This window comes from Nostoc sp. EspVER01 (assembly GCF_034530635.1).
Taxonomy (GTDB): domain Bacteria; phylum Cyanobacteriota; class Cyanobacteriia; order Cyanobacteriales; family Nostocaceae; genus Nostoc.
On sequence record NZ_JAVRCS010000010.1, the window covers coordinates 170,541 to 193,760 of the forward strand.

The 23,220-nt window shown below is 41.4% G+C and carries 21 protein-coding genes, 2 tRNA genes and 1 pseudogene; 11 read left to right on the forward strand and 13 right to left on the reverse strand.

The features are described from left to right. Positions 1 to 7 precede the first annotated feature (7 nt). Together RMX69_RS11600 and RMX69_RS11605 are read left to right on the forward strand one after the other, a co-directional pair. Positions 8 to 937 carry a TIGR04168 family protein gene (locus RMX69_RS11600; protein ID WP_322637556.1) on the forward strand — a complete coding sequence of 310 codons (930 nt, stop codon included), beginning with the start codon at positions 8 to 10 and terminating at the stop codon, positions 935 to 937. A 100-nt stretch (positions 938 to 1,037) separates the two neighbouring features. Beyond that, a tRNA-Ser gene (locus tag RMX69_RS11605) sits at positions 1,038 to 1,122 on the forward strand. A gap of 143 nt (positions 1,123 to 1,265) precedes the next feature. On the opposite strand, the gene RMX69_RS11610 is transcribed toward RMX69_RS11605, so the two are convergent. Genes RMX69_RS11610 through RMX69_RS11620 form a run of 3 tightly spaced genes read right to left on the reverse strand, consistent with a single transcriptional unit; the run spans position 1,266 to position 4,923 of the window. Then, positions 1,266 to 2,426 carry a P-loop NTPase fold protein gene (locus RMX69_RS11610; protein WP_322637557.1) on the reverse strand — a complete coding sequence of 387 codons (1,161 nt, stop codon included), beginning with the start codon at positions 2,424 to 2,426 and terminating at the stop codon, positions 1,266 to 1,268. Then, positions 2,416 to 4,458: a hypothetical protein gene (locus tag RMX69_RS11615; protein WP_322637558.1), complete on the reverse strand. Its 2,043-nt coding sequence runs from the start codon at positions 4,456 to 4,458 to the stop codon at positions 2,416 to 2,418. Before RMX69_RS11615 ends, RMX69_RS11610 begins: the two co-directional genes overlap by 11 nt. A gap of 12 nt (positions 4,459 to 4,470) precedes the next feature. Beyond that, on the reverse strand, positions 4,471 to 4,923 hold the full coding sequence (locus tag RMX69_RS11620) for a hypothetical protein (protein WP_292732485.1): 453 nt from the start codon (positions 4,921 to 4,923) through the stop codon (positions 4,471 to 4,473). A 244-nt stretch (positions 4,924 to 5,167) separates the two neighbouring features. Here RMX69_RS11620 and RMX69_RS11625 point away from each other — a divergent pair, with 244 nt between their 5' ends. The 3 genes from RMX69_RS11625 (at position 5,168) to RMX69_RS11635 (ending at position 6,539) form a co-directional block, all read left to right on the forward strand. After that, positions 5,168 to 5,434, forward strand: a complete 267-nt coding sequence (locus RMX69_RS11625; protein WP_322637559.1) for a FitA-like ribbon-helix-helix domain-containing protein — start codon at positions 5,168 to 5,170, stop codon at positions 5,432 to 5,434. Then, the gene (locus tag RMX69_RS11630; protein ID WP_322637560.1) at positions 5,431 to 5,892 is read left to right on the forward strand and encodes a type II toxin-antitoxin system VapC family toxin; all 462 of its coding nucleotides are present in this window, start codon (positions 5,431 to 5,433) and stop codon (positions 5,890 to 5,892) included. The genes RMX69_RS11625 and RMX69_RS11630 overlap by 4 nt, the downstream gene beginning before the upstream one ends. A gap of 200 nt (positions 5,893 to 6,092) precedes the next feature. Continuing rightward, the gene (locus tag RMX69_RS11635; protein ID WP_322637561.1) at positions 6,093 to 6,539 is read left to right on the forward strand and encodes a thioesterase family protein; all 447 of its coding nucleotides are present in this window, start codon (positions 6,093 to 6,095) and stop codon (positions 6,537 to 6,539) included. On the opposite strand, the gene RMX69_RS11640 is transcribed toward RMX69_RS11635, so the two are convergent. The 3 genes from RMX69_RS11640 to menA are packed head-to-tail and all read right to left on the reverse strand — an operon-like array spanning position 6,532 to position 9,813. Continuing rightward, entirely contained in the window at positions 6,532 to 7,917 is a 1,386-nt protein-coding gene (locus tag RMX69_RS11640) for a 2-succinylbenzoate--CoA ligase (RefSeq protein ID WP_322637562.1), read from the reverse strand. The two genes, RMX69_RS11635 and RMX69_RS11640, sit on opposite strands and share 8 nt — an antisense overlap. Further along, entirely contained in the window at positions 7,902 to 8,903 is a 1,002-nt protein-coding gene (locus tag RMX69_RS11645) for an o-succinylbenzoate synthase (RefSeq protein ID WP_322637563.1), read from the reverse strand. The genes RMX69_RS11640 and RMX69_RS11645 overlap by 16 nt, the downstream gene beginning before the upstream one ends. A 13-nt stretch (positions 8,904 to 8,916) precedes the next feature. Next, on the reverse strand, positions 8,917 to 9,813 hold the full coding sequence (gene menA / locus RMX69_RS11650) for a 2-carboxy-1,4-naphthoquinone phytyltransferase (RefSeq protein WP_322637564.1): 897 nt from the start codon (positions 9,811 to 9,813) through the stop codon (positions 8,917 to 8,919). Between the two features lie 310 nt (positions 9,814 to 10,123). On the opposite strand from menA, the gene RMX69_RS11655 reads away from it, so the two are divergent. Further along, positions 10,124 to 11,539 carry an isochorismate synthase MenF gene (locus RMX69_RS11655; RefSeq protein WP_322637565.1) on the forward strand — a complete coding sequence of 472 codons (1,416 nt, stop codon included), beginning with the start codon at positions 10,124 to 10,126 and terminating at the stop codon, positions 11,537 to 11,539. Positions 11,540 to 11,674: 135 nt separating this feature from the next. Then, complete coding sequence (locus tag RMX69_RS11660) at positions 11,675 to 12,421, forward strand: class I SAM-dependent methyltransferase (protein ID WP_289796964.1); 747 nt, start codon at positions 11,675 to 11,677, stop codon at positions 12,419 to 12,421. Positions 12,422 to 12,557: 136 nt separating this feature from the next. Here RMX69_RS11660 and RMX69_RS11665 read toward each other — a convergent pair whose 3' ends face one another. Further along, on the reverse strand, positions 12,558 to 13,862 hold the full coding sequence (locus tag RMX69_RS11665; RefSeq protein WP_289796965.1) for a glutamate-5-semialdehyde dehydrogenase: 1,305 nt from the start codon (positions 13,860 to 13,862) through the stop codon (positions 12,558 to 12,560). A 408-nt stretch (positions 13,863 to 14,270) separates the two neighbouring features. Here RMX69_RS11665 and RMX69_RS11670 point away from each other — a divergent pair, with 408 nt between their 5' ends. From RMX69_RS11670 to RMX69_RS11680, 3 genes are all read left to right on the forward strand, one after another. After that, complete coding sequence (locus RMX69_RS11670; protein WP_289796966.1) at positions 14,271 to 16,259, forward strand: zinc metalloprotease HtpX; 1,989 nt, start codon at positions 14,271 to 14,273, stop codon at positions 16,257 to 16,259. 573 nt (positions 16,260 to 16,832) lie between these two features. After that, positions 16,833 to 18,302 carry an aldehyde dehydrogenase family protein gene (locus RMX69_RS11675; RefSeq protein WP_322637566.1) on the forward strand — a complete coding sequence of 490 codons (1,470 nt, stop codon included), beginning with the start codon at positions 16,833 to 16,835 and terminating at the stop codon, positions 18,300 to 18,302. 167 nt (positions 18,303 to 18,469) lie between these two features. Next, positions 18,470 to 19,678: a transporter substrate-binding domain-containing protein gene (locus tag RMX69_RS11680; RefSeq protein ID WP_322637567.1), complete on the forward strand. Its 1,209-nt coding sequence runs from the start codon at positions 18,470 to 18,472 to the stop codon at positions 19,676 to 19,678. Between the two features lie 125 nt (positions 19,679 to 19,803). Here the strand turns inward: RMX69_RS11680 and mazG are convergent, their stop codons facing one another. Together mazG and RMX69_RS11690 are read right to left on the reverse strand one after the other, a co-directional pair. Beyond that, complete coding sequence (gene mazG, locus RMX69_RS11685; RefSeq protein WP_322637568.1) at positions 19,804 to 20,628, reverse strand: nucleoside triphosphate pyrophosphohydrolase; 825 nt, start codon at positions 20,626 to 20,628, stop codon at positions 19,804 to 19,806. Between the two features lie 51 nt (positions 20,629 to 20,679). After that, on the reverse strand, positions 20,680 to 21,267 hold the full coding sequence (locus RMX69_RS11690) for a metal-binding protein (RefSeq protein WP_322637569.1): 588 nt from the start codon (positions 21,265 to 21,267) through the stop codon (positions 20,680 to 20,682). 143 nt (positions 21,268 to 21,410) lie between these two features. Between RMX69_RS11690 and RMX69_RS11695 the strand changes: the two genes are divergently transcribed. Next, positions 21,411 to 21,483 (forward strand) — tRNA-Val (locus RMX69_RS11695). A 125-nt stretch (positions 21,484 to 21,608) separates the two neighbouring features. On the opposite strand, the gene RMX69_RS11700 is transcribed toward RMX69_RS11695, so the two are convergent. The 4 genes and pseudogenes from RMX69_RS11700 to RMX69_RS11715 form a co-directional block, all read right to left on the reverse strand. After that, positions 21,609 to 22,058 (reverse strand): DUF5615 family PIN-like protein, encoded by a 450-nt coding sequence (locus RMX69_RS11700; protein WP_322637570.1) that lies wholly within the window; start codon positions 22,056 to 22,058, stop codon positions 21,609 to 21,611. Continuing rightward, entirely contained in the window at positions 22,058 to 22,207 is a 150-nt protein-coding gene (locus RMX69_RS11705) for a DUF433 domain-containing protein (RefSeq protein WP_322637571.1), read from the reverse strand. Before RMX69_RS11705 ends, RMX69_RS11700 begins: the two co-directional genes overlap by 1 nt. Positions 22,208 to 22,247: 40 nt before the next feature. After that, positions 22,248 to 22,310, reverse strand: a pseudogene (locus tag RMX69_RS11710) (hypothetical protein); the annotation flags it as partial. Positions 22,311 to 22,470: 160 nt separating this feature from the next. Then, a complete protein-coding gene (locus tag RMX69_RS11715; RefSeq protein WP_322637572.1) occupies positions 22,471 to 23,214 on the reverse strand; it encodes an alpha/beta hydrolase in 744 nt (247 codons plus the stop codon). Positions 23,215 to 23,220 lie beyond the last annotated feature (6 nt).

The window sequence follows — 23,220 nt, forward strand, 5'->3', positions numbered from 1 at the left end:
AAGTGGCATGACCAGTCAGAAAACTCAATCGATAACCCTCAAAATTGCTGTAGTTGGAGATATTCACGACCAATGGGAAGTGGAAGATGGTATTGCACTCAAGCATTTGGGTGTTGACTTAGCGCTGTTTGTCGGGGATTTTGGCAACGAGTCGGTGGAAGTGGTCAGAGCGATCGCATCTCTCGATATTCCCAAAGCAGCCGTAATGGGCAACCACGATGCTTGGTATACCGCCACCGAATGGGGACGCAAAAAGGCTCCTTATGACCGCTCTAAGGAAGACTGGGTACAGGAACAACTCGATTTATTAGGCCCGTCCCATGTCGGTTACGGTAAGTTGGATTTTCCCGCTTGGAATTTAACTGTAGTGGGGGGTCGTCCCTTTACTTGGGGTGGCCCAGAGTGGAAATTCGCGGAAATCTGTAAAGAACGTTACGGTGTGACAAGTTTGGAAGAATCCGCCGATCGCATCTTCAAAGCAGTTAAAAGTGCCGCTTACGAGACAATTATATTTTTGGGTCACAATGGGCCGAGTGGATTAGGCGATCGCCCCGAAGACCCCTGCGGCAAAGACTGGCACCCAATTGGCGGCGATTTTGGCGATCCAGATTTGGGCGAGGCGATTTCTCAAGCCTTGACTGCTGGTAAAACCATTCCCCTGGTGACATTTGGTCACATGCACCGAGATTTACGCCATACCAAGAAGGTGCAACGTAAACCCATCTTTAGAAGTCCAGAGGGGACAATTTACTTAAATGCGGCTAGTGTCCCCAGGATTGTGGAAAATGACGGCGAGAAGTTGCGTAACTTTTCCATTGTCACTCTAGAAGCAGGTGTGGTTTCGCAAGTTTCCCTAGTTTGGGTGGGGAATGACTTCCAGGTGGTACAGGAGGAAATTTTGTACGAGCGATCGAATCCAGTAGTGCAATCTGCGTAGATAATAGGGTATAGTATTATCTGTCAAGTTTAGTGCTAACCAACAAAAGCGCCTAAATAGCGTCTGAAAGTAGGATATGCACAAGTTTGACAGATTTACTGGAGAGGTGGCAGAGTGGTCGATTGCGTCCGACTTGAAATCGGATGAGGCTAAAACCTCCGGGAGTTCGAATCTCCCCCTCTCCGTTGAAGAAAAATTAGGTTTTACAAATGTTATTAGCGACGTTAGCCATTGATTAGATTTAATCTAAACAACGGCTTAAGTGTGATTTATTCTTGATAAGTGCCTATTTAATTCTTAAAGTTAGCAAAAGCTTCAAAAAACTTAACTAAAGGAATGCTGGCATAGATTCATTGATGGACTCATCTGCTTTTTCATACAGAGCATTAAGGTAATCACGTTGCCGCACACCTTTAATGTTACTACCTCTCAATAATTGGTGAAATAAGAGTCGAGCAGAATCTTCATGTAAAAGTACATCATTTCCTTCTTGTAATTGTTTGTTTTGTGCAAAATTTCTGGCTTCCATTTTGGCCTGTTCCAAGTAGAATTTGAATAATTTTACGGCTTCCTCTTCATTTCTGATAGGTGAAAGTTGAACTTCATTAGCAAGACGACCTCTAATAGCTGGAAGCATCTCACGGTAACGTTCAAGAGCATCTGTAGTTAAAGCAACCATTAAGAAAAGATATTTAGGTAGTGCATCAATTAAAGCCCGCAGAGCAGATAAATATCTTAAAACAATAGTTTTTGATAAGCTCCCATTCTGTTTTTCCAATTCATCAAGAAGAATAAAAATACCCTCTAAAGTCTTCATTTCTGAACCAAAATATACAATATCTCGCAATGCTCTTGTTTTCGCTTCTACAGTATCTAGACGAAAATTTACTCCCAGTTCAGTTTGATGAGTTTTTCTTACAGGTAATCCTAAAAGCCATTGATATGCTAAAGATAGGCGCTCATTTAGTTTTTCTTCGGAATTAGTAACACTCAAAAGAGCCTTAAGCATTATTTTAATTTCGCTCATTCGCACAAATGCTAATAATTTATCAATATCATCTATCTCTTGCTTCCTCTTTGCAAGTGCATCAATTGAGCGACGTAAGTAGTCTTCTCCCAAATTTTCAAATATAGACCTAATGAGCGGATCAAAAAATGGTTCTGGATCTGGAACGTATCTAATAACGAAAAAACCATGTTGAGAAAGTTTTTCACGTAAAGCATTTTCATAAGCATTCAGAAGGTTAGTCTTTCCAATTCCCTGACTAGCAGTTATTGAAATTACATGAGACTTACGATCTGAATAAAATGTCTTTACCGCAGCATCAACTTGCTTATCTGCTTCTGTTGACATATGCGGATGGCCACTGGTTTGTCCAGCACTGGGAAAAGGGTTACTCAACACACCAAACTTTTTATAGAGTAATTTGGGTTGTTCTTCTGGTGCGTTAGCAGTCGCCTCATCTGTAAATAGATTTTCAAGAGGCATTTTTAACTCCTTCTAGCTTGATACGTACAGCAGATGTACCAGGTATAAGAAAATCTCCATGATACAAATAAACTTTTTCTAACTGGGGAAGTCCGTCACTTGTCTTAATTATCCACAAATCGTGCTGTTCAAAACGAGTATCTGGAGTAGATCCTTCAGCATAGACATTCACTAAGTTTTGTTCTTGTGCTTTTTTCACTAGTTTTCTAGCCAATATGGGATGAACAGCATATTTAATAGCTAATTCTTCTAACCAGCGACCAGTAAGTATCCATTCTGTGTCTTCCTGTGAACGAATGAATTTATAAACCTCTACTGCTAAATTAGCAAAATCTGGTATATCAGGTATGTTATCAGTAGCAACAATTTTTTTGTTTTGTATATTCAACCAAGCACATGCTGCCTCACCGAGCTTGATATAGGTTGATTTGGCGTTATTTAAAATTGGTAATGTGCTATATTCAACAGTCTTACCTTGATTTACATGGTTGTGTAGTGCTTCAAAAGATGGTACTTTCTTCAAATAAGATAAAAATTTAATATGGTCTTCATCAAGTACACTTTGCCATAGAGATTTAAGTAATTCTGTACAGATGATTTTGCTATCATTAATTTCAACAAATGAACCACTCTTCAGGAAATTTTTATACAAATTATAACGTTCTTGATGTTTTAATCCTAATTTATCTTGAGCTTCTTGATTAGTTAATTCTCCCTTGTCTACTAACATTTTCATCAGCAATAACATCTGATCTGGACTAAATGCATATGCCTTAGCTATAGCTGTTTTTTCTATATTTTCGCTAGAGACTGCATCAGTATGACCTGAGCTTTCTATGTCGGATGATAGTGCAATAGAGGTATTGTCTGTTGTAGAGGATGTTCCAGAATTAAAAATTCCCCAAAGAAGATCATTTTTAACATGAAGTGGTTGCCAAGTATATTCACCACTAGGTATGCCCCATAGCTCTAATGACTCGTTAGTGTTGTAATTTTGCAAGCGTAGGCAACCAAAAGATACAGCTAATTCCCAAAGGACATCTGTTAGTGGTACTGTATATATTTTTTGACTGAAAGGATGAAAAAGAGAGCCAGTGAGTTTTCTACTATCAAATTTAGGAAAGGAGCGAGATTCAAAAAAGAACACATCCATTCCTTCAGCCATTGTCATTCTGGCTAGACCTTGATCGCTAGTTAGAAGAGCTAGAGCATGATCCGGGCGAACTTGAGTTTGAAAGCGTCGTGCAGTTTCTAAAATCAGACGATCAGCAAAACTTCTAACAATCTCTTGTAGTTTAAGATTACCATCTTCAGGATCGCTACTCGGTGTCACAATACCCCGGAGGGGATCTGCACCTAAGTCACCACGTTCTATTTCTGCATCTGAAAATTCTAGACGAAGTAAAGTTCGTTGACCACCCTGGCTGAGAATATGTTCTCGAAGTGCCGCAGCAACAGGTTTTTTCTTTTTTTGACTCTCTCTACGAGTTGCAAAGTACCTATCTACCTGATTAATTATTTCCATGTGAACAATAGCTGGTACTTTTATTTTTGCCCAAGGACTAAGAAACCGACATATAAAATCAAGTCCTCCTTGGTGAATAGCTGATGTATCTGTAACAATAGTTATTGGTTTTTGCAAAGGTATTTTGCCAATAGTTTCAACATCAAAAATAGGTAAAAGTAATAATGTTCTCCGGAGTACATCCTGCAATCCTTCCCTAAAAGCTTTTTGAACTCTATCTTTACTCTGTGAATTCTCCAGAGCTTCAGTAATATTATTATTGAGTTTCTCTAAGGATAGTATTTGCCATTCAAACCCACCAAATTTAGCTGCACAATACTCATCATATCTAGTTTCATTTTCAATATATTGCCCTCCTGGTTGTAATGTAATAGTTCCGACATTCACCCATTTGCCACGTCCAAAACAAATATCTTCACCAAGAGATATTTCAAATGGCTCCCCATTCTTACCTATTTGGGCGATACATTTTAGTGCATCTTCTTTACTAAACAATTTTAATGTCATAAGGTTATTCTTTTAATGAAGGGACACATTAACATTTGGAACATTAACAAAGGTATCACACACCCACTGAATATGCTGGCGTAAGGCCAAAAGTTGATGTTGACGAAGGTTGACACTATCACTATTAGATAAGCGTCCAAGCTCTTCTAAATCACTCCAAGATGATTGATCATTAGACAATATCTCGTCTATTACTTGGATGACTTGCTTAAACTGTTCAATTCCACGCTTTTCAGGTTTTATTACTAGTGTAAATTTTTCAATTAATTCTTCTCTTAGTCGCTGAGTTTGCTCACTACTAGTCACTGAACCAAAGGGATCTCCAAAGGGTTCCCAAGAATAAATTTCTTCTTGATAAAATGTCGGTTCAACTAAAGCATTTGTATTGGTATCTAAGTATTTTTTACCCCAGCGACAAGGTTGCCAAAGAACAACCTTTAATGGACTTGAACTATTGCTGCTCACAAGAATTAATTCTCCAAAGTAATTATTTATGAATATCTAGATTAAATCTAACTGTCAAATTACTTTTTATTTATGAATCATAGGTTTTGAGGGTCAAGCCACAATTTGACTGATTTTTTTGGGTATTATAATCATAATTGGAACTTAATTAAAAATTTATCAAAAGTTAAGATACATCGCCCCACTCCGCCCTTTTGCTTGCATAGTGCTATCATAATCATAAATCCTACTTTGAGGTAAAGCGATGGCTACCCTTTATGTAAGAAATTTACCCGATGATTTGTACGCAAAACTGCAAGAGTTAGCGGCATCTGAACACCGTTCCATTAACGCCCAAGTTATAACTCTGTTAGAACAAGCTTTAAAAACTGAAGCACAGCATACGGAAGACGAAAAGCGAAAAAATGTCCCAAAACTGTTAGAGGAAATTCGCCTTCGTCGTGAGAGTCGCCAGACTGATGTGGAATGGCCTGATAGTACTGCGTTAATCCGAGAAGACCGAGACAGATGACTATCCCTCTCAGGTGTGTTGTAGACGCAAGTGTAGCTATTAAGCAATTTATACCAGATGATCCACTAACTCCGAAAGTTAATCAACTGTTTGCTCATCTTGCCAATCCCCAAACTGCGATCTTTGTCCCAGACCTGTTTTACATTGAGTGTGGCAACATCATTTGGAAGTATGTCCGCGCCAGACTTTATGCTGTTGCTGATGTGCCAGCAGATTTAGCAACTCTCAAAAACTTCCCCTTGCGTGTTGTCTCCACGGCTGACTTGATGGCGGATGCAGTTGCGATCGCATTAAATTATGGAATCTCCGCCTACGATGGCTCTTATGTCGCACTTTCACAGCAGGTAGGTGCTACTTTGCTGACTCTAGACGCCAAGCTGGTAAAGGCTTTAGCTGGTTCGTCTTACAATGTTTCCTCGTTTAATGACTTCGAGGTTCCGCCGTTAGAGTCAATGTAGAAGCGATGTCTTCGACGGGCTATGCCTACGCTTTCCTCACCATATATTTAACCCCAAAGCATTGAATGAGGCTAAACAAATCGATACAAACTCAGAATTGGGGAAATTAAATTTTTATCACTGACTTATCTTAGTTGCAATAAAATTAGTTTGTAAAGCAGGGAATAAACCTGCTGTTTTTTAATATTCAATTGTCAAAAATGTCTTTTACTTATAACCGCACGGTTCGTTTTCAAGATACTGATGCTGCTGGGGTAGTTTATTTTGCTAACGTTTTGGGTATTTGCCATGAAGCTTATGAAGAATCTTTAGAAGCATCAAGTATTAATCTCAAAGATTTTTTTACTAATCCGTCTGTGGGGTTTCCCATTGTTCATGCTAGTGTTGATTTTTTGCGCCCTATGTTTGTCGGGGACAAGTTGCTGATTAGCTTAATTCCCCAAAAAATAGGTGTTGATAAGTTTGAAATTACTTACGAGATTATAGTGGGTGAGGTGGTAGTTGCTAAGGCTATTACCCGTCATGTTTGTATTGATGTGAGTAGTAGAAGTAAGCAGGAATTATCTGAAGAGATAATCCAATGGTTGGAAACTAACCGCAGAGATGCTGAAGGCGTAGAAAGAAGAAAGTCGAGAGAGATTATGTGATGGAATTATGGAGGAATTCTGTGGCTATTTGTTGTAACTTTTGGCGGTTAATCTTACCTTGAGAGTTACGGGGTAAGTTTTCCTGTGGAATCCAATATTTAGGGATTTTAAATTTGCTGAGTTTGTTTTTGAGTAGGGTTTGGATTTTTAAGGCAGAGATATCTGATTTTTTGGGAATGTAAATCGCTGTTAAAGCTTGTCCCCAGTGTTTATCTGGGAGGCCAATGATACAAATATCGGCAACCAGTTGAGTTGATAGGATAGCTGATTCAATCTCTGCTGGATAAATATTTTCTCCACCTGTAATAATTTTGTCGCTGTTACGTCCGACTATATTTAAATAACCTTGTTCGTCTAAAAAACCTAAATCATCTACTTGAAAATCAGTTTTATTTTCTCTATTTTTAGGATAGTAACCAAGGGCTAAAGATTGAGCGTGAATGGTGATATTTCCGATTTGATTGGAATTTAAAATTTCGCCTTGCTGATTGCAAATAGTTACTTTTGCATGGGGGAGAATTTGACCACTGCTAATTTTACCACTCAGAAAATCATCCGGTTTGAGGGTAGCAATTTGAGAGGCGGTTTCTGTCATACCATAGGTAGGTGCTAATCGGATGTGGTGAAATCTGGCTTTTTCTAGGAGTTCGTTCCATGCTGGCGCACCTCCCAAAAGTACAGTATTAAATTGGGATAGCCATTCAGTTAATTCTGGATTTTGTAGGAGGCGTTGTAACTGCGTTGGTACTAAAGATATGAAAAATTCTGATTGTTTAATATTTAATATTTGACCTGATTCTACAGCTTTAAATGGTTGAATAGATAGTTTACCTGCGGTAGTGAATGAGCGCATAAATTGCATTAAACCACTAACGTGATATAAGGGCAACACGCAAAACGAATTGACTTGTTTTAGTTCAAAGTATTCTGTAAATCCTTGTACCGATGAGATGAGAGTTTCCCAAGTGTGAATGGCAAATTTAATTTGTCCTGATGAACCACCCGTAGGAATCATTATGAGTGGGGAGTGGGGAGTGGGGAGTGGGGAGTGGGGAAGTTGGGGAGTGGGAGAGTGGAGTAGTTCTCCCCAAATAATGTCTGGCTGTACTAAATCAAAGACTTGTTGCCATTCTTGTGTTCCCCAGTCGGGGTTACAAAGAAAAACTGGACAATTCGCTGCACAAGCGGCAATAAAACTGGCTAAAAATCGTAATGGTTCACGTTCAGCTAAGATGATTTTTGGTGGTGTTCCACACGCTGATAATTGTGTTAGTTCTAAATATAATTCTTGAGCTATTTGATTAAATTGACGGCTGTTATAACTGATAAGCCAATCATTTTGAGCTAGGTTATTAAGACAGTCTAAAGGTCGTTCCATAAACTTTGAAGCCACGTTTCTTCTTGTTCAAAAAAATGGTCGATGCCAAAACCAACTGCCCGGTTATTTTGGGATAATTCTGTTACTAGTTGGAGTGCTGCAAGTCTAGCGATCGCAGTTTCAAATACTGATGAAAATACAGTATCAATTTTATGCTGGTGGCAAAACTTTCTCAGACGAGATGGCGATCCGACTATCCCAGGCTTGATGACAAAAATCCCTCGCCAACCTTGTTGATAACAAACAGCGAGTTGTTTAAGCGTGGCGACAGATTCATCTAAAGCGATCGCAGTTTCATAACTCATACTCAATTCCAACATCTGCTGAAATTGCTCCACGGGTAGCGGTTGTTCGATAAATTCAATTTCTAGGGGTAGTTCTGGATTTTCCTTGAGATTGTCGCAAGTCCGCAGCCATAATTTAGCTTCTTCATAACTGAGTCCACCGTTGGCATCTAATCGCAGTTTCGTAGAGGCTGGTAAGGTGTGTATCAGTGACTCAAAAATTTTTAGTTCATCAGCGATCGCATACACTCCAATTTTCCACTTAAACGTGCGATATCCCTGCTGCCACAAAGTTTCCCATTGGGTTAAAGCTGCTTCCCCTCCTGTTAGCAAGGCGCTGTACAAGAGGAGTGAGGAGTTAGGAGTTATAAAATTATCTCCCCCACTCCCCACTCCCCACTCCCCACTCCCCCACCCTTGCGCTGACTCAAAGCCAAATTGACAAGCTGGTAACTCATCTGGGATCGAAAAAATCGTTTCGTCTGTGATTTCTCCTGGGAGTTGGCGACAAAAATCTAAGGCTTGTTCTAGGGTTTCGGAACCGAACCAGCTAATGGGGGCAATTTCTCCCCAACCGACTTTACCTGATTCATCGGTAAGGCGAAGAATAATACCTTCACGAATATCCCACTTCCCATGATTGGTAGCTAGCGATCGCAAAAATCTTCGCTGATATGGACGAAATTTAAATTGATAACGCATCAATTAGTAATTGCTAAAGCATAAATCCTAGTCCGAACAACGAGCAAGCCCAGAAATGCACGGCTACGGCGATGAATTTACAGTTACTAACTTTGTCCGGCTGGTTGTGATTTTCTTGGACATGGCGGCATAATTTGACAGCGAAGGGTAAACTCACCCAACTCAGCAACGTCCAAGCTGGAGAAATCCCCAATAGCACAAACAGCAAGGTGAGGGGATAAATGCTAGCAGTAAACCAAACTAGGACTTGGGCCCCTTTTTGGGTTCCGAGACGGACGATAGGCGATCGCTTACCTGCGGCTATGTCATCCTTGACTTGGTGAAAGTGGGAGCAGAACAAAACTAAGGTTGTGGCAATCCCGACAATGACTGAGGCTGCTAAACTTGTCATTGACCAAGTTTGGGTTTGGCTGTAGTATGCTGCCTCCACTGCTAAGGGGCCAAAGGCAAAAAAGCAAAGAATCTCGCCTAAACCCTGATATCCTAAGCGAAAAGGAGGCCCTTGGTACATATAGCCCAAACCACAGCATAGTAGGATGATGCCAATCACAGTTAGGTCTTGTTGCCAAAATGCGATCGCTAGTATGCCCAGCAACCCCAAACCTAAACACAAATTTCCTATCCAAAATATTAATGGCTTATTGCCTGTTAAGTTCACCAGAGAATGGTGCTTATTTTGATCGATACCTGTTTCAGAATCAAACACATCATTACTGATATTTTCCCAGGCAAGAATTAAGATTGCCGCAGCTACAAAAGTAGAAAATACTACAGCATTGAAAATTTTAGTTTCGGCATAAGCTACTGCTGTTCCTACCCAAATGGGCATAATGGCAACGCTATACATTGGCGGTTTAATCGCTGCCATCCATAACTTAGTGTTGGGATATAAAATTTGCTTGGTAGTCATCAGTCGTGATTAATTAAATTGCCGGAATATTACTCACACTTTAGATTTTATGATTTAAAGAGACGCTAGATATGGGCGATATACAAATAACTGTCACTTTTATGATGGCTTGTTAACCTTGTGTTGTTAACACTCACACTTACGTTGCAGTCTCAGTCCAAAACTGTCTTATCATGGTCTGGGAACACCACAAATAAGCCAAACCCTACCCTGGTGAAATAGCAACTTAATATGTTACCTGTAAAAATACGACCACGATTAATTACACTTTAGGAAGTTAACTTAAAAAAAATTTACTATCGTTAGATCCATGACAGTTTCACCATGTCGTAGTAACTTGTTTGTAAAGCACAAAGATTTATATCAATTTCTGGTAGCGGTGCAAGAAAAGTGCGTCAAAAATAATTGCAGACAAATTGTCAGTGTCTCCCAAGAAATTGATTTAGTTGATCCTTTACTTGTATTAGATAAACTTACACAAGCAAATGAAATAAATTTTTACTTTGAGGACAGAGGTAAAGGAGAAGCGATCGCAGCAATTGATGCTGTAGCAAAATTACAGATTGATGGCTCAGACCGTTTTAATCAAGCAGAATATTTTATCAAATCTTGTCTAACAAATATAATTAATTTTGGTAACGCAAACCAACCTTTTTCTGGGCCTCACTTTTTTTGTTATTTCAGTTTTTTCGATAAAAACGCCCAAGTAGATTATCCATTTCCATCTGCTACCATTTTTCTTCCACGTTGGCAAGTAGCTGTAAAAAACCAGCGTTGCATATTAGTAACAAATATAATTATCAATCCAAATGTAAATATTGAAAGATGGTTGGAGAAAATCCAAAATAAAATTGAATTTATCCAAACTTTAGAAAATCACTCTGCTAATATTGATTATTTTCCTACAAACTTATATAAAAAATCTGTCACAAACTCTGCTCAATTTAAACGTTCAGTAGTATCTGTTTTGGAAAAAATTCAGTCAACTCATTTAAGTAAGATTGTCCTAGCAGATATATTAGATGTAAAATCAAGTAACCACTTTAACTTAGTTAAATCATTAAATAATCTTAGACAAAATCATCCTAATTGTTATATCTTCTCTACAAGTAATGGCAAAGGACAAAATTTTATTGGTGCAAGTCCAGAAAGATTAATTAGTATTAATAATAAACAGTTAATCACTGATGCTTTAGCTGGTTCTGCGCCACGAGGTAAAACCCCTGCTGAAGATGCAGCTAATGCCAATCGCTTACTAAATAGTGAAAAAGAAAAGCACGAACATTCCCTAGTGCTTGATTTCATTACACAACGACTATGCCAGTTAGGTTTATTACCGCAAATATTAGCACCACGACTGCGACAATTATCGAATATCCAGCATTTATGGACACCAATCAGTGCTATGGTTCCCGCTGACATACACCCATTAAAGATTGTCGGACAATTGCATCCTACCCCAGCCGTTGCAGGTGCAGCCCAAGATGTAGCTTGTGCCGAAATTCGTCGTTATGAAAGCTTCGAGAGAGGTTTATATGCTGCACCTTTAGGTTGGATAGATTCTCAGGGTAACTGTGAGTTTATTGTGGGAATTCGTTCAGCATTAATTGATGGCGATCGCGCGAGATTGTATGCTGGTGCTGGTATCGTGGCTGGCTCTGATCCTGATAAGGAGTTTGCAGAGGTGCAGCTTAAACTTCAGGCGTTACTGAAAGCATTAGTTTAAAATTAATTCTTTAGTAGTTGACCTAGAAAATGCTATTAGCAACAACGTACTAGACAGCAACTTATTGGATAATATGAAAATATTGTGGTTTTTACGAAACCCCTATCAACTATAAATTCTAAGGAAATAAGTAATATGTTAGATATAAAGCTTTCTAAAAGTAGCGAAGAAGAACTTTTCCCGCCTCAAGAGTTTTTTAACGAGCAGTGGAAACTTTACCAAAAAATACTCGATAACAATTACATGGGACACCGTGAAATTTACTCTACACTGCGCGAGTTGCTGCTTGGACACTTCCAACAACCCTTTAAGATGCTTGATTTGGGATGCGGCGATGCTAGCTTTACTTCCCAAGCTTTGTTAAATAGCACGATTACTTCTTACCAAGGCATAGACTTATCTATACCTGCACTAGAGATTGCTAAGAATAATATGGCAAAGATTCAATGCCACACAACCTTTACCCAAGGAAATATTTCCCAATTTGTTCCTGAATTGATGTCAAGTCAGCAAAATAGCTTCGATGTCATTTTAAGCTCTTTTGTTCTCCATCATTTAAGCCTTGAAGAAAAGGACTCGATTATTGGTCAGCTTAAGCATCTTCTCACCTCTAAAGGTGTTTTTATTCTCATTGATGTTGTCCGTAAAGAAGGAGAAGATCGAGAAACCTACCTTAAATGCTATTTAGATAATGTACAAAAGGACTGGTCTTTAATTACTCCCCAAGAGTATTTAATGTTAGCAAATCATATTTCTTCAAGTGATTTTCCTGAAACTCAGAAAACTCTTGATGAGATTTCACAAACATACAATTTTACTCGCTTCGATTGCCTGTATAACAATCCACTCGATGCCACACAATTGTTGTGCTTTTACCGATAAGCATAAAAGATTGGTGGAATTATTTGTATAGAGAGCCTCTCTCTTTGTAGAAAAGAGGCTTTGAATCGTACTTGAAACTCGTCAAATACAATTTAAAATGATTTCTTTTTGCACAATTGCAGAGTTAGAAATTCATCTAAAAATCCTGATGAGTAAAAGCTTTAGCATTCGCCCCGGTGTAAGTAGCAACGATATGACCATCACCAGTCATTTGATATTTGTATGTCACCAATCCTTCCAAACCAACGGGGCCGCGGGGAGGCATTTGTTGCGTACTAATCCCTACTTCTGCGCCGAAACCATAGCGGAAACCATCAGCAAATCTGGTAGAACAATTGTGGAATATATTCGCTGAATTTACTAGTCCAAAGAAAGTTTCCACAGATGTTGGATCTTCAGAGATAATGGCATCGGTATGACGAGAACCATATTCGTTAATATGAGCGATCGCATCTTCTATAGAGTCTACAATCTTAATAGACAAAATAAAATCGCTGTATTCTGTTTCCCAATCTATTTCTGTCGCATTTGCAATGTTAGGCAAAATTTCCAAGGTGCGTTGATCACCTCTTAATTCCACATGGCGTTCTTGCAAAGCCTCAGCAACTTTTGGTAAAAATTCTCTAGCAATTGATTGGTGAACTAGCAAAGTTTCAATTGCATTACAAACAGCCGGATATTGAGCTTTCGCATCTACAGTAATCGGAACGGCTTTAGAAATATCAGCGGCTTTATCTATATAAAGATGACAAATTCCATCAGCATGACCTAGTACCGGAATACGAGTATTTTCTTGTACAAATCTGACAAAGGAATTAGAACCTCTAGGAATAATTAAATCTACATATTTATCTAACTTCAAAAGTTCTAGAGTTTCTTCTCTAGTTGTAAGCAACTGTACCGCATCAGGGTTAACAGCAGTTTGAGATAATCCCTGTTTAATTGCTTTAACGATCGCTTCGCAAGAACGCACCGCTTCCTTTCCACATTTGAGGATGACACCATTTCCCGATTTGATTGCTAAAGAAACAATTTGAATCGCCGCCTCTGGACGGGCTTCAAAAATAATCCCCAAAACCCCTAAAGGACAAGTAATTCGTTTGAGAATTAAGCCAGTGTCAAGTTCGCGGTGAATCTGCACTTTACCAATTGGATCGGCTAGCTTACCAACATCTCGGACTCCAACGATCGCATCTCTTAATTTATGTTCATCTAACTGCAAGCGCTTATAAAGCGGTTGCGGAATACCTTCGGCAGTAGCAGCTTTACAATCAGCAACATTTGCTTGTAAAATTTCATCTCTAGCTGATTCTAAAGCTTGCGCGATCGCCTCAATCGCCTGATTTTTTGCCTCAGTGGAGAGAATCGCTAGCTTACTTGCAGCTTGGCGGGTTTGTCCTGCGATCGCAATTAGGGGAGAAGCTATATCAAAAATAGTCATAGTACAAATCTTTACCTTTTCTTCATCTTATCAATCTCAGGTGATGTTCATCATTCGTCTTCCTCCAATCGGGTGAACCGTTTGGGTAATCAATAATTACTCTAATCGGGTGAGGCAAGGCTGGGTGGAAAACATTTATTCTCTAAATATCAAACACGGACAAAGAGGTACTAAGTTTACCGCAGCAAAAATATTATAAGTATTATTACAGTTGTTACTTGAAAGTCTTAAATATGATTTATGCGTTCCCCAGGCTAGAGAGACATAGTAATGTATGTTTCTCTAGTCTTTTACTTAAGTAAATATTTTATACTGTCATTATTTAAATTTTTACGAAATTGCAGTGACGATCGCTGGATCTATTGAGTATTGATAGATCAAATACCACTCCTTTAGTAGGGAGATACTATGTCATTGCAATCTGCATTAGATGCCTTAAACCAAAAACGTTATCAAGAAGCGGTTGAATTACTCGAACAATTCTGCCGCGATTGCGCTGAACAGAATTCCTCAGATTATCTTTCAGCACAGATGTGGCTGATGAAAGCTTATCAAGCCACAGGCGAAACCGAAAAAGCCAAAGCCCTGTGTCAAAAGCTAATCATGAGTGAAAATCCACAGGCTCGCAGTTGGGCAGAACAAGCTAGTCAATCCTTGGGTCAAACGCCACCTAAAGCTAGCCAAAAAGCTGGTCGTGCCGTTACCACTGGGATGAAATTAGCAATGGGGGGAGTGGGTGGTAGTTTGGCGTTAGCTTCTGGTGTCACCATGACCTTGCTGTTTGGCATGGTGTTGGCTTTAGGTTTGAGCATAGTATTTATTTTGGGTAACGATAATCCACTCCAAGGATTAGCGATCGCTATTGGTATTACCCTAGTCTTTAATATCGCCGCCTTTTTCATATCTCCATTCATCATGGACTTAACTCAAGGCTGGCTTTACCAAACTCGCTGGGTAGATTTGGCAGAAGTTGAAACCCTCAGTCCAGAGACAGCTAAAGTTATTCGCCAAGTCTGTGAGCAGAAAAAGCTAAAAACGCCGCGTTTGGGAATTATTGACGACCAAAATCCCACGGCTTTTACTTATGGTTCATTGCCGAACAGCGCCCGTTTAGTCGTCAGTCAGGGACTTTTCACATACCTCGATGACGATGAAGTTGCTACCGTTTACGCTCACGAACTGGGGCACATCGTCCACTGGGACTTTGCAGTGATGACAGTAGCTTCTACCTTAGTGCAAATTTGTTACTTGATTTACAGCACAGCCAGAAGATTTGGGCGTGGCGGTGGCGATAGCAAAATCAAAGATGCGATGCAAACTGCTGCCCTAGTTGCTTACGTGTTTTATGTCATCGGTACTTATCTAGTGCTGTACCTCTCCCGCACACGAGAATACTTTGCCGACCACTTTGCAGCCGAAAGTACAGGTAATCCCAATGGATTATCCCGCGCTTTAGTGAAGATTGCCTACGGAATTTTAGAAGAAGGTTCGCGGACACAAGAACCCAGCCGTTTAATTGAAGGAACTCGCGCCTTGGGTATCTATGACCATAAAGCCGCCGCTTCCACAGGAACCGCTTACCGCATTACATCCGATACTCAAAAAGTTGGTCGCGTCTTTCTGTGGGATATGTTTAACCCTTGGGGTTGGTGGATGGAGTTAAATTCAACTCATCCCTTGACAGGCAAGCGAGTTCGCGCATTGAGCAACTATGCCGAACAATTGGGTTTACCGACTGAGTTTGATATGGGGCGAGTTATTGGAGAAGGTAAAACTCTTAATAAAAGTAGACTTTACGGCAACTTCTTTTTAGATGTTGTACTTTACGGCGCTGAAACTATTGGTTTCTTTGCTGGCTTGGTAACAGGTGTGATTTTGTTGTCAAGTTCGCAAAACACAGGTTTAGTACTGGGTGCGCCATTAATTGGCTTAGGGATGGGAATTCTCATCAAAGCCTTGGTGATGTTCCCCGACTACAAGCAAGCACCAGAAACCGATATTCTCACCCTGATGTCAGACCCTTATGCCAGTCCATTACGCGGACAACCTGCAAAACTGGAAGGTCAACTTATTGGCCGTGGCGACGCTGGTTATAAATTTGGTTCCGATTTAAAAATTCAAGATCGTAGCGGAATGCTTTATTTGCATTACGCTTCACGCTTTGGCCCTATTGGCAATTTTCTGTTTGGGATGAAGCGAGTCCAAAGCTTGATTGGCGAACAAGTTGGCGCTGTGGGTTGGTTCCGTCGAGGTGTTGCGCCTTGGATGGATTTAATTCAACTCCAGAGTAAAAATGGCACCATCGTCAACAGTTACCATCGCTTTTGGTCATTCATCCTTGGCGGTGGATCGATTATCCTGGGAGTGGTCTTGACTATGTTTTTGAGCCGCAGCTAGCAAAGTTTCTAGGCTGCTGTCGAAGCATTTCTCAGTCCATCCAAGCTTTAATTTCTCAGGAGGTAGTTAGTAACTGCCTCCGTTTTTTATGGAAGGGGGCAGTGTTTCGACTACGCGGCAGTTGAGCGTAGTCGAAACTCAACCGCATTTGTTATTTCGGTTCCTCAAAAGCTTCTGCTGTTAGCTCTTGCTGTGAATACGGCTCACTTGTAGTCCTTTGCACTAATGCCCTTACCCGTGAGCGCAATGTTTCTATTTGTTGACTGAAATCGTCTACATCCATGTTGCTCACTTTGCAAAGACTAAGAAGCGTAAGTTAGATAAAATATTTGGCAATTATAAATAAATCTATAATTACACTAAAAGCTGAACTCAAAACTATTGCTCAAAAGATAGAGGTTTGTCTTGACAACGCGAGTTCTACAAAGTGAATTAGACACAATATAGCTGTCTCAACCTCTAATTCTGATCCTAAAATAAAGAATTCATAAAGAAATCCACCTAGAGTGCTGTACAGCAACAAACATAATAAGTAGATTTAAAAAAATTTTTTTATAACTTTAGGAGGGCCTGATGGTTACAGCAACAGTACCAAGACAACAGGTTAAAATTGGCCCAACCAAGTTGCTGATTAACAATGAGTGGGTAGAAAGTGTCAGCGATCGCCGATTTGAAACAATCAACCCGACTACAGGTGAGGTAATCTGCGAAGTCTCAGAAGCAGATGCCCCAGATGTAGATAAAGCAGTGCAAGCAGCCCATGCTGCTTTCACTCGTGGAGAATGGAGAAAGATATCTGCCACCCGTCGCGGCGAGTTGCTTTACAAGCTAGCTGACTTAATTGAGCAGAATATCGATGAGTTGGCACGACTAGAAACTCTCGACAACGGTAAGCCATTACAAGATTCATTAGGTGACTTAGGATTAGTCATCGCCTGCTATCGTTACTACGCAGGCTGGGCTGATAAAGTACAAGGTAAAACCATCCCGATTAATGGGCCATACTTCTGCTACACTCGCCATGAGCCTGTGGGTGTAGTTGGTCAAATTATCCCGTGGAATTTTCCACTTTTGATGCAAGCGTGGAAATTAGCACCGGCTTTGGCAACTGGTAATACTGTAGTTCTCAAAACAGCCGAACAAACACCATTATCAGCGCTGCGAGTAGGTGAGTTGATTATTGAAGCAGGTTTTCCCCCTGGTGTGGTGAATATCTTATCAGGATACGGGCCAACCGCCGGGGCTGCGATCGCTCGTCATAGAGATATTGACAAAGTGGCATTTACTGGTTCCACTGAAGTCGGTCATCTAATTATGGAAGCAGCGGCTAAGAGTAACCTGAAGCGCGTCACTTTGGAACTTGGTGGCAAGAGTCCTAACATCGTCTTTGCCGATGCAGACATGGACGAGGCGATCGCAGGTTGTCACGATGCCTTATTCTTTAACCAAGGGCAGTGCTGCTGTGCTGGTTCGCGATTATTTGTCGAAGAAAAATGCTATGAAAAGTTTGTTGTCAAGACCGTAGAAAGAGCTAGACAGAGAGTTGTCGGTAATCCCTTCGATGCCAACACACAACAAGGGCCGCAAGTAGACAAAGACCAATTTGATCGGGTGATGAGCTACATCGAATCTGGGATACGTGAAGGCGCTCAGTTGTTATGTGGTGGCAATCAAGTCGGCGACAAGGGTTATTTTATCGCACCCACAGTCTTTGCCGATGTCCGCGATGACATGAAGATTGCCCAAGAGGAAATCTTTGGCCCAGTGATGAGCATCATCAAATTTAAAGATATTGATGAAGTCATTCAACGGGCGAATGACACAATGTATGGACTCGCCGCCGCTGTGTGGACTCAGGATATCACCAAAGCTCATGCGATCGCCAACAATCTTCGGGCTGGTACTGTGTGGGTAAATTGCTATGACGTATTCGATGCTGCTGCACCCTTCGGTGGATTTAAGCAGTCTGGTATTGGTCGCGAACTAGGCGAATATGGCTTGCAGCAATATACCGAAGTTAAGACCGTTACCATCAAGTTGTAGTTCGAGCCGAAGAGGACAAGGGGAGGATTTTCTCGCTTTGTCCCCTTATCTGTTTATTCATCCTCCTAAATCTGAAAAAAATCGATTTTAGGAGGATGATGAATGTGATATTTGATATGGGGTGGGCATGATAAATAGATTATGCACACAACCCTAAGAGAATTCTGATGATAAATGCGATCGCTAGTAGATTTCGCCAACTTATGGCTGGTAAAAACAGCCCAATTGGCAGATATGACCATAAAAACAAAACCAAGCGTTCCTTAGCACTGTATACCTGCATAGGATTAGTAGGTGGAATTCTGGCATTGTTGTTAATGGCGTCCCCAGGAGTGGCCCAAAAACCGGAACCCCAGCAATCCTCACAACTCCAACAACCGTTATTAGTAGCTACACGAGTTATACCGCCCTTTGTAATACCAAACAAAGGTGAACTATCGGGATTCAGTATCGACCTCTGGCGCAGCATCGCCAACCAAATAGGTGTAGAGTCTAAATTTATAGAATATTCCACTGTGCCGGAACTGCTTTCTGCTATTAAGGACAACAAAGCTAATTTAGGGATTTCAGCTATTTCGATTACAGCCGAACGCCAGCAGAATTTTGATTTCTCATTACCCATTTTTGCTGGGGGGCTGCAAATAATGGTACGAAACGCAGAAAGCAACGACAGCGCCTTCCCAAATATTTTGCAATTATTTTTCTCTACTAGCCTCTTGCAAGTAATAGGCGTTGCCTTAGTGCTAATTGTCGTAGCAGCCCACATTCTTTGGTTATCTGAGCGCAATCATAAAGATGGGATGATTCCCCAATCATACTTTCCTGGCATTTTCAAAGCCTGTTGGTGGTCAGCTGCCACATTAGCAACCCAAGCTGATGAAATGCCCAAGGGAGTACTAGGACGCTTAGTAGGTATTATCTGGATGTTCATTGGAGTACTTTTTGCCGCCTACTTTACAGCCAGCGCTACTACTTCATTGACAGTACAACAGCTTCAGGGCGATATCAGGAGTATAGACGATTTACCTGGCAAGGTAGTGGCCACAACTGCGGGCAGCACAGCCGCCACATATATGCGAGAACATAAGATTTCAGTTCTAGAAGTTAACAAGATTGATCAAGCTTACAATGCTCTGCAAACCAAAAAAGCTGATGCCGTAGTGTTTGATGCACCTGTACTTCTTTTCTATGCTGCTAATGAAGGCAAAGGGAAAGTACAGATTGTTGGCAGTATCTTGCGTGAAGAAAACTATGGCATTATTCTGCCCAACAACAGTCCCTACCGCAAACCAATTAATCAAGCTCTACTGAATCTTAAAGAAAATGGCACTTATCAATCGCTATATGATAAGTGGTTCGATGCTGAAAAATCTTGAAGAAGGGAATGGGGAGCAGGGAGCAGGGGAGCAGAGCAGGGGACAAGGGAGAATTATTGAACAAGTTTCTTCCTTGTCTCCCCCCTCTTCCTTGTGTTCCTTGTCTCTTCCCAATGCCCCACTCGCTACTCCCCACTCCCTTCTTTCGCAAGTTGAGCTTTTGCCTGTTGCCAGAGAGTTTCTAACTCATTCAAACTGTAATCAGAAAGGGGACGGTCAACAACCGCCTCCATTTTTTCTAATCGCTGGACAAATCGTTGATTAGTGCCTTGCAAAGCGTTGCTGGGGTCAAGATTATGCCAACGCGCTAGCTGAATCACGGCAAATAGTAAATCGCCTAATTCTGCTTCTTGTCGTTCGGGTGTTTCCTCAGCTAAAGCTTGCTGGAACTCTCCCAACTCCTCATGAAACTTATCCCAAACCCCCTGAATATTTTCCCATTCAAACCCGATCGCAGCAGCCTTTTGAGAAATCTTCATCGCCGCCGTCAGTGGGGGAAGAGTACGTCCATAACGAGCGAGTTTAGCACTAAATTTTTGGGCGTCTGGAGATGCTTCGCCCTTTTCCGCAGCTTTGATTTGTTCCCAATTTTGCCGCACCTCATCCACACTTGCCACCGACACATCACCAAACACATGAGGATGACGGCGAATCAACTTTTGGGAAATTCCCTGAGCGATCTCCTTAAGAGAAAATTGCCCCGATTCACTAGCGATTTGGGCTTGTAATACCACCTGTAATAATAAATCGCCTAACTCCTCAGCGATCGCACCCTTATCCCCACTCTTAATTGCATCCACCACCTCATAAGCCTCCTCAATCACATAAGGAGTCAAAGTTTCGGCAGTTTGAGCCAAATCCCAAGGACAACCACCATCAGGCTCACGCAACTTCGCCACCACCTCAATCAACTCCTGCAACGCCGCCAAACTCTCATCTTGCTTTTCCATACCTCTGCGTACCTCTGCGCTTCCCTTAGCGTTCCTTTGCGTTTAAAAAAATTATTTCTTCACTCTCGCCCGACGACCACCACCCCTCACTTTCCGCCTCTTAATTTTGCCACTAGGAAGCAACCCCCGAACCCCCTGTTTTCGCACACGTTTATAAGCCGACCCCCCCCAATCGCTGAGAGAATGACTCATCGCACCGAGTTCCAACCCCAAAAACAGGGCGACATATTCAGTATCGTATTGCACAAGCGATCGCCCCACAGTCTGTCCCAAATCCTGCCAACTAAAACTCAGATTCCACAACCTTTGAGCGATCGCCAAAACGACAATTGCCAAAATAGCAAGCAAACACCCCAGATAAATCACCCGTAAAATCGTACCAATAATCGGCCCGTGGGATAAAAAAGAACGATGGCGGAGACTTTTTTGATAAGGTAGCCAAATCCAGCGCAAGAAACCCCAGCGTTGGAATTGCACAGAGTAAATATCCAAATCGGGGCCAAACATCAGCCCACCAAAGAGAAACCCACCTGCAACCAACAAAGTCGCATTGCTACTGCGAGTTTGCCAAAAAGTAACGCCCGCCACCAACGGCAGAGCATACATAGTAATGCGATCGTGCGTCCGACCAGAGGGCATCCTAAATCCTGTTAATGATAGCGGGGCGTTTAACTCGTGCTGAGTAACTGAATACTGAGTCAGTATAAGAGAAAAAAAGATTTTCTTGAAACTACTAGCGCAATGCGAAATCTTTTGCTATATTAGTTAAGGATTAGTCAAACGGGCGGTTAGCTCAGTTGGTAGAGCGCCTGCCTTACAAGCAGGATGTCATCAGTTCGAGTCTGGTACTGCCCATTCAGTAAATTAAGGCTAGAGACAGCTTAAATGCAGTTTCTAGCCTTTTTGGATTTGTGGTATTCCTTAATTATGGCAGAGGACGCTGACGAATCTGATCGCGCTCTAATACCGTGAACCGCTCCTCAAATTGCAATCCTTTTATCTCTAGTAAGGGACTTGAGTGAAAATAAAGTACCAATAAACCGAGTTTCGACTGCGCTCAACTCTCGACATCTGAGGGTTGAGCGCAGCGATGCACTGAGCGCAATCGAAGGTCGAAACCCTCCTGGCTGGGACACTATTAACCCGCAGATCCCTAAATTTAACAATAATGTGGCTGGCTCCTCTGGAATATGGGGGCGAAACCGCAGATAAATCACACCCGTTGGTGATGGTAATCTTAAGCGATAGATGAGTTCGCCATAGTCGCGATAAAACCTTAAAATCACCCGTTGCTCATTAGCGGCACGATTCAAAACCTCGGTATCTTCAATACCTGGACAATCCTCTGTCACCGAGGCAACATCATAGCCCGCTTGCCGTAGCAGCCGCACACTGGGAAGTGGAAAGTTCTCATTCGCCAGAAACCGCATTACTTGGCCTCAATAGACAGCAATGGTGTGTAGAATACATCCTCTTTGAGACACTCCGCGGCAAATGCGAACACAGCTTGGATTGCAGGAGCGCTGAGAGTTGGATAGCTTTCTGTAACTTGCTGTTCTGTCCAACCTTCGGCAAACAACCAACAACCCTAATATGAATTCCACAGATAGCCGCGTTCCTTTGACGACAGGCTTTCTAAGGAGAATTTTCGGGTCTGAATGAATATAAGTTCTCCAATCCATACCAGTTTACCTTTATCGGGCTTCATTTATTATGAGCGATACCTACGGCGGGTTGCGCCAACGCACCAGTAAGATATTCTGCATTTTTATCAGATTCGTCAAAAATGCAGCAGTTGGAAAATAACTTTGCTATGGCAACAATTGACCCAAACTCAAACAATTAATCACTAGTTAATACTGAAGCCAGAAGGTCAGGACGAGACAGGTGTGGGCAATGTCCAGAAGGTAGTTCAATGGCATCGACTCCTAAACGCTTGCGTGCGGCGTAGCGTGACCATGTAGGAGATATTATTCGGTCATTGGTACAAACAATATATTTACGTTCAACATCTGGCAAAGCTTTTAGAGGATTTGTTTCAAATATATATGCCATAGATTGTTGCGAACGACTTTTCGAGATTGCCCACTGTGCTACATCTGGTTGACAATCATGAAAGAAAAACTCCCTTAATACTGCTTTGTCTGAATAATCTTTACCTACGGAAGCTGGTTCATAAATATCAGGCTCATCGTGGAACTGTTCGAGTTTACTTAGCTCTTTTGGCTGGTAATTGAATGATTTGAGCATATCAGAATCAAGACGATGAGAAAACTGGTCGAGTGTACTGACTCCAGGATATGGAAGTAGCGCCGCCACAAACACTAGTTGACGCACTTTTACCGCTTCTGCAACCAAGGGAATTATAGTACCAGCCATTGAGTGACCGACTAGGACAATATCATCATCAGTTTTTGGCAGCGCTTGAATTACTACATCTGCAAATTGGGACAAAGTAGCAGATGCATTTTCAATTGGCAAATCCATTGCTACGGTTTTGTGACCCTGCGCTTCTAAGTATGGAATTAGCAAATCCCAACACCAAGTGGCTTGGAAAGCACCGTGAACTAGACAATATAGACTCATATCAAT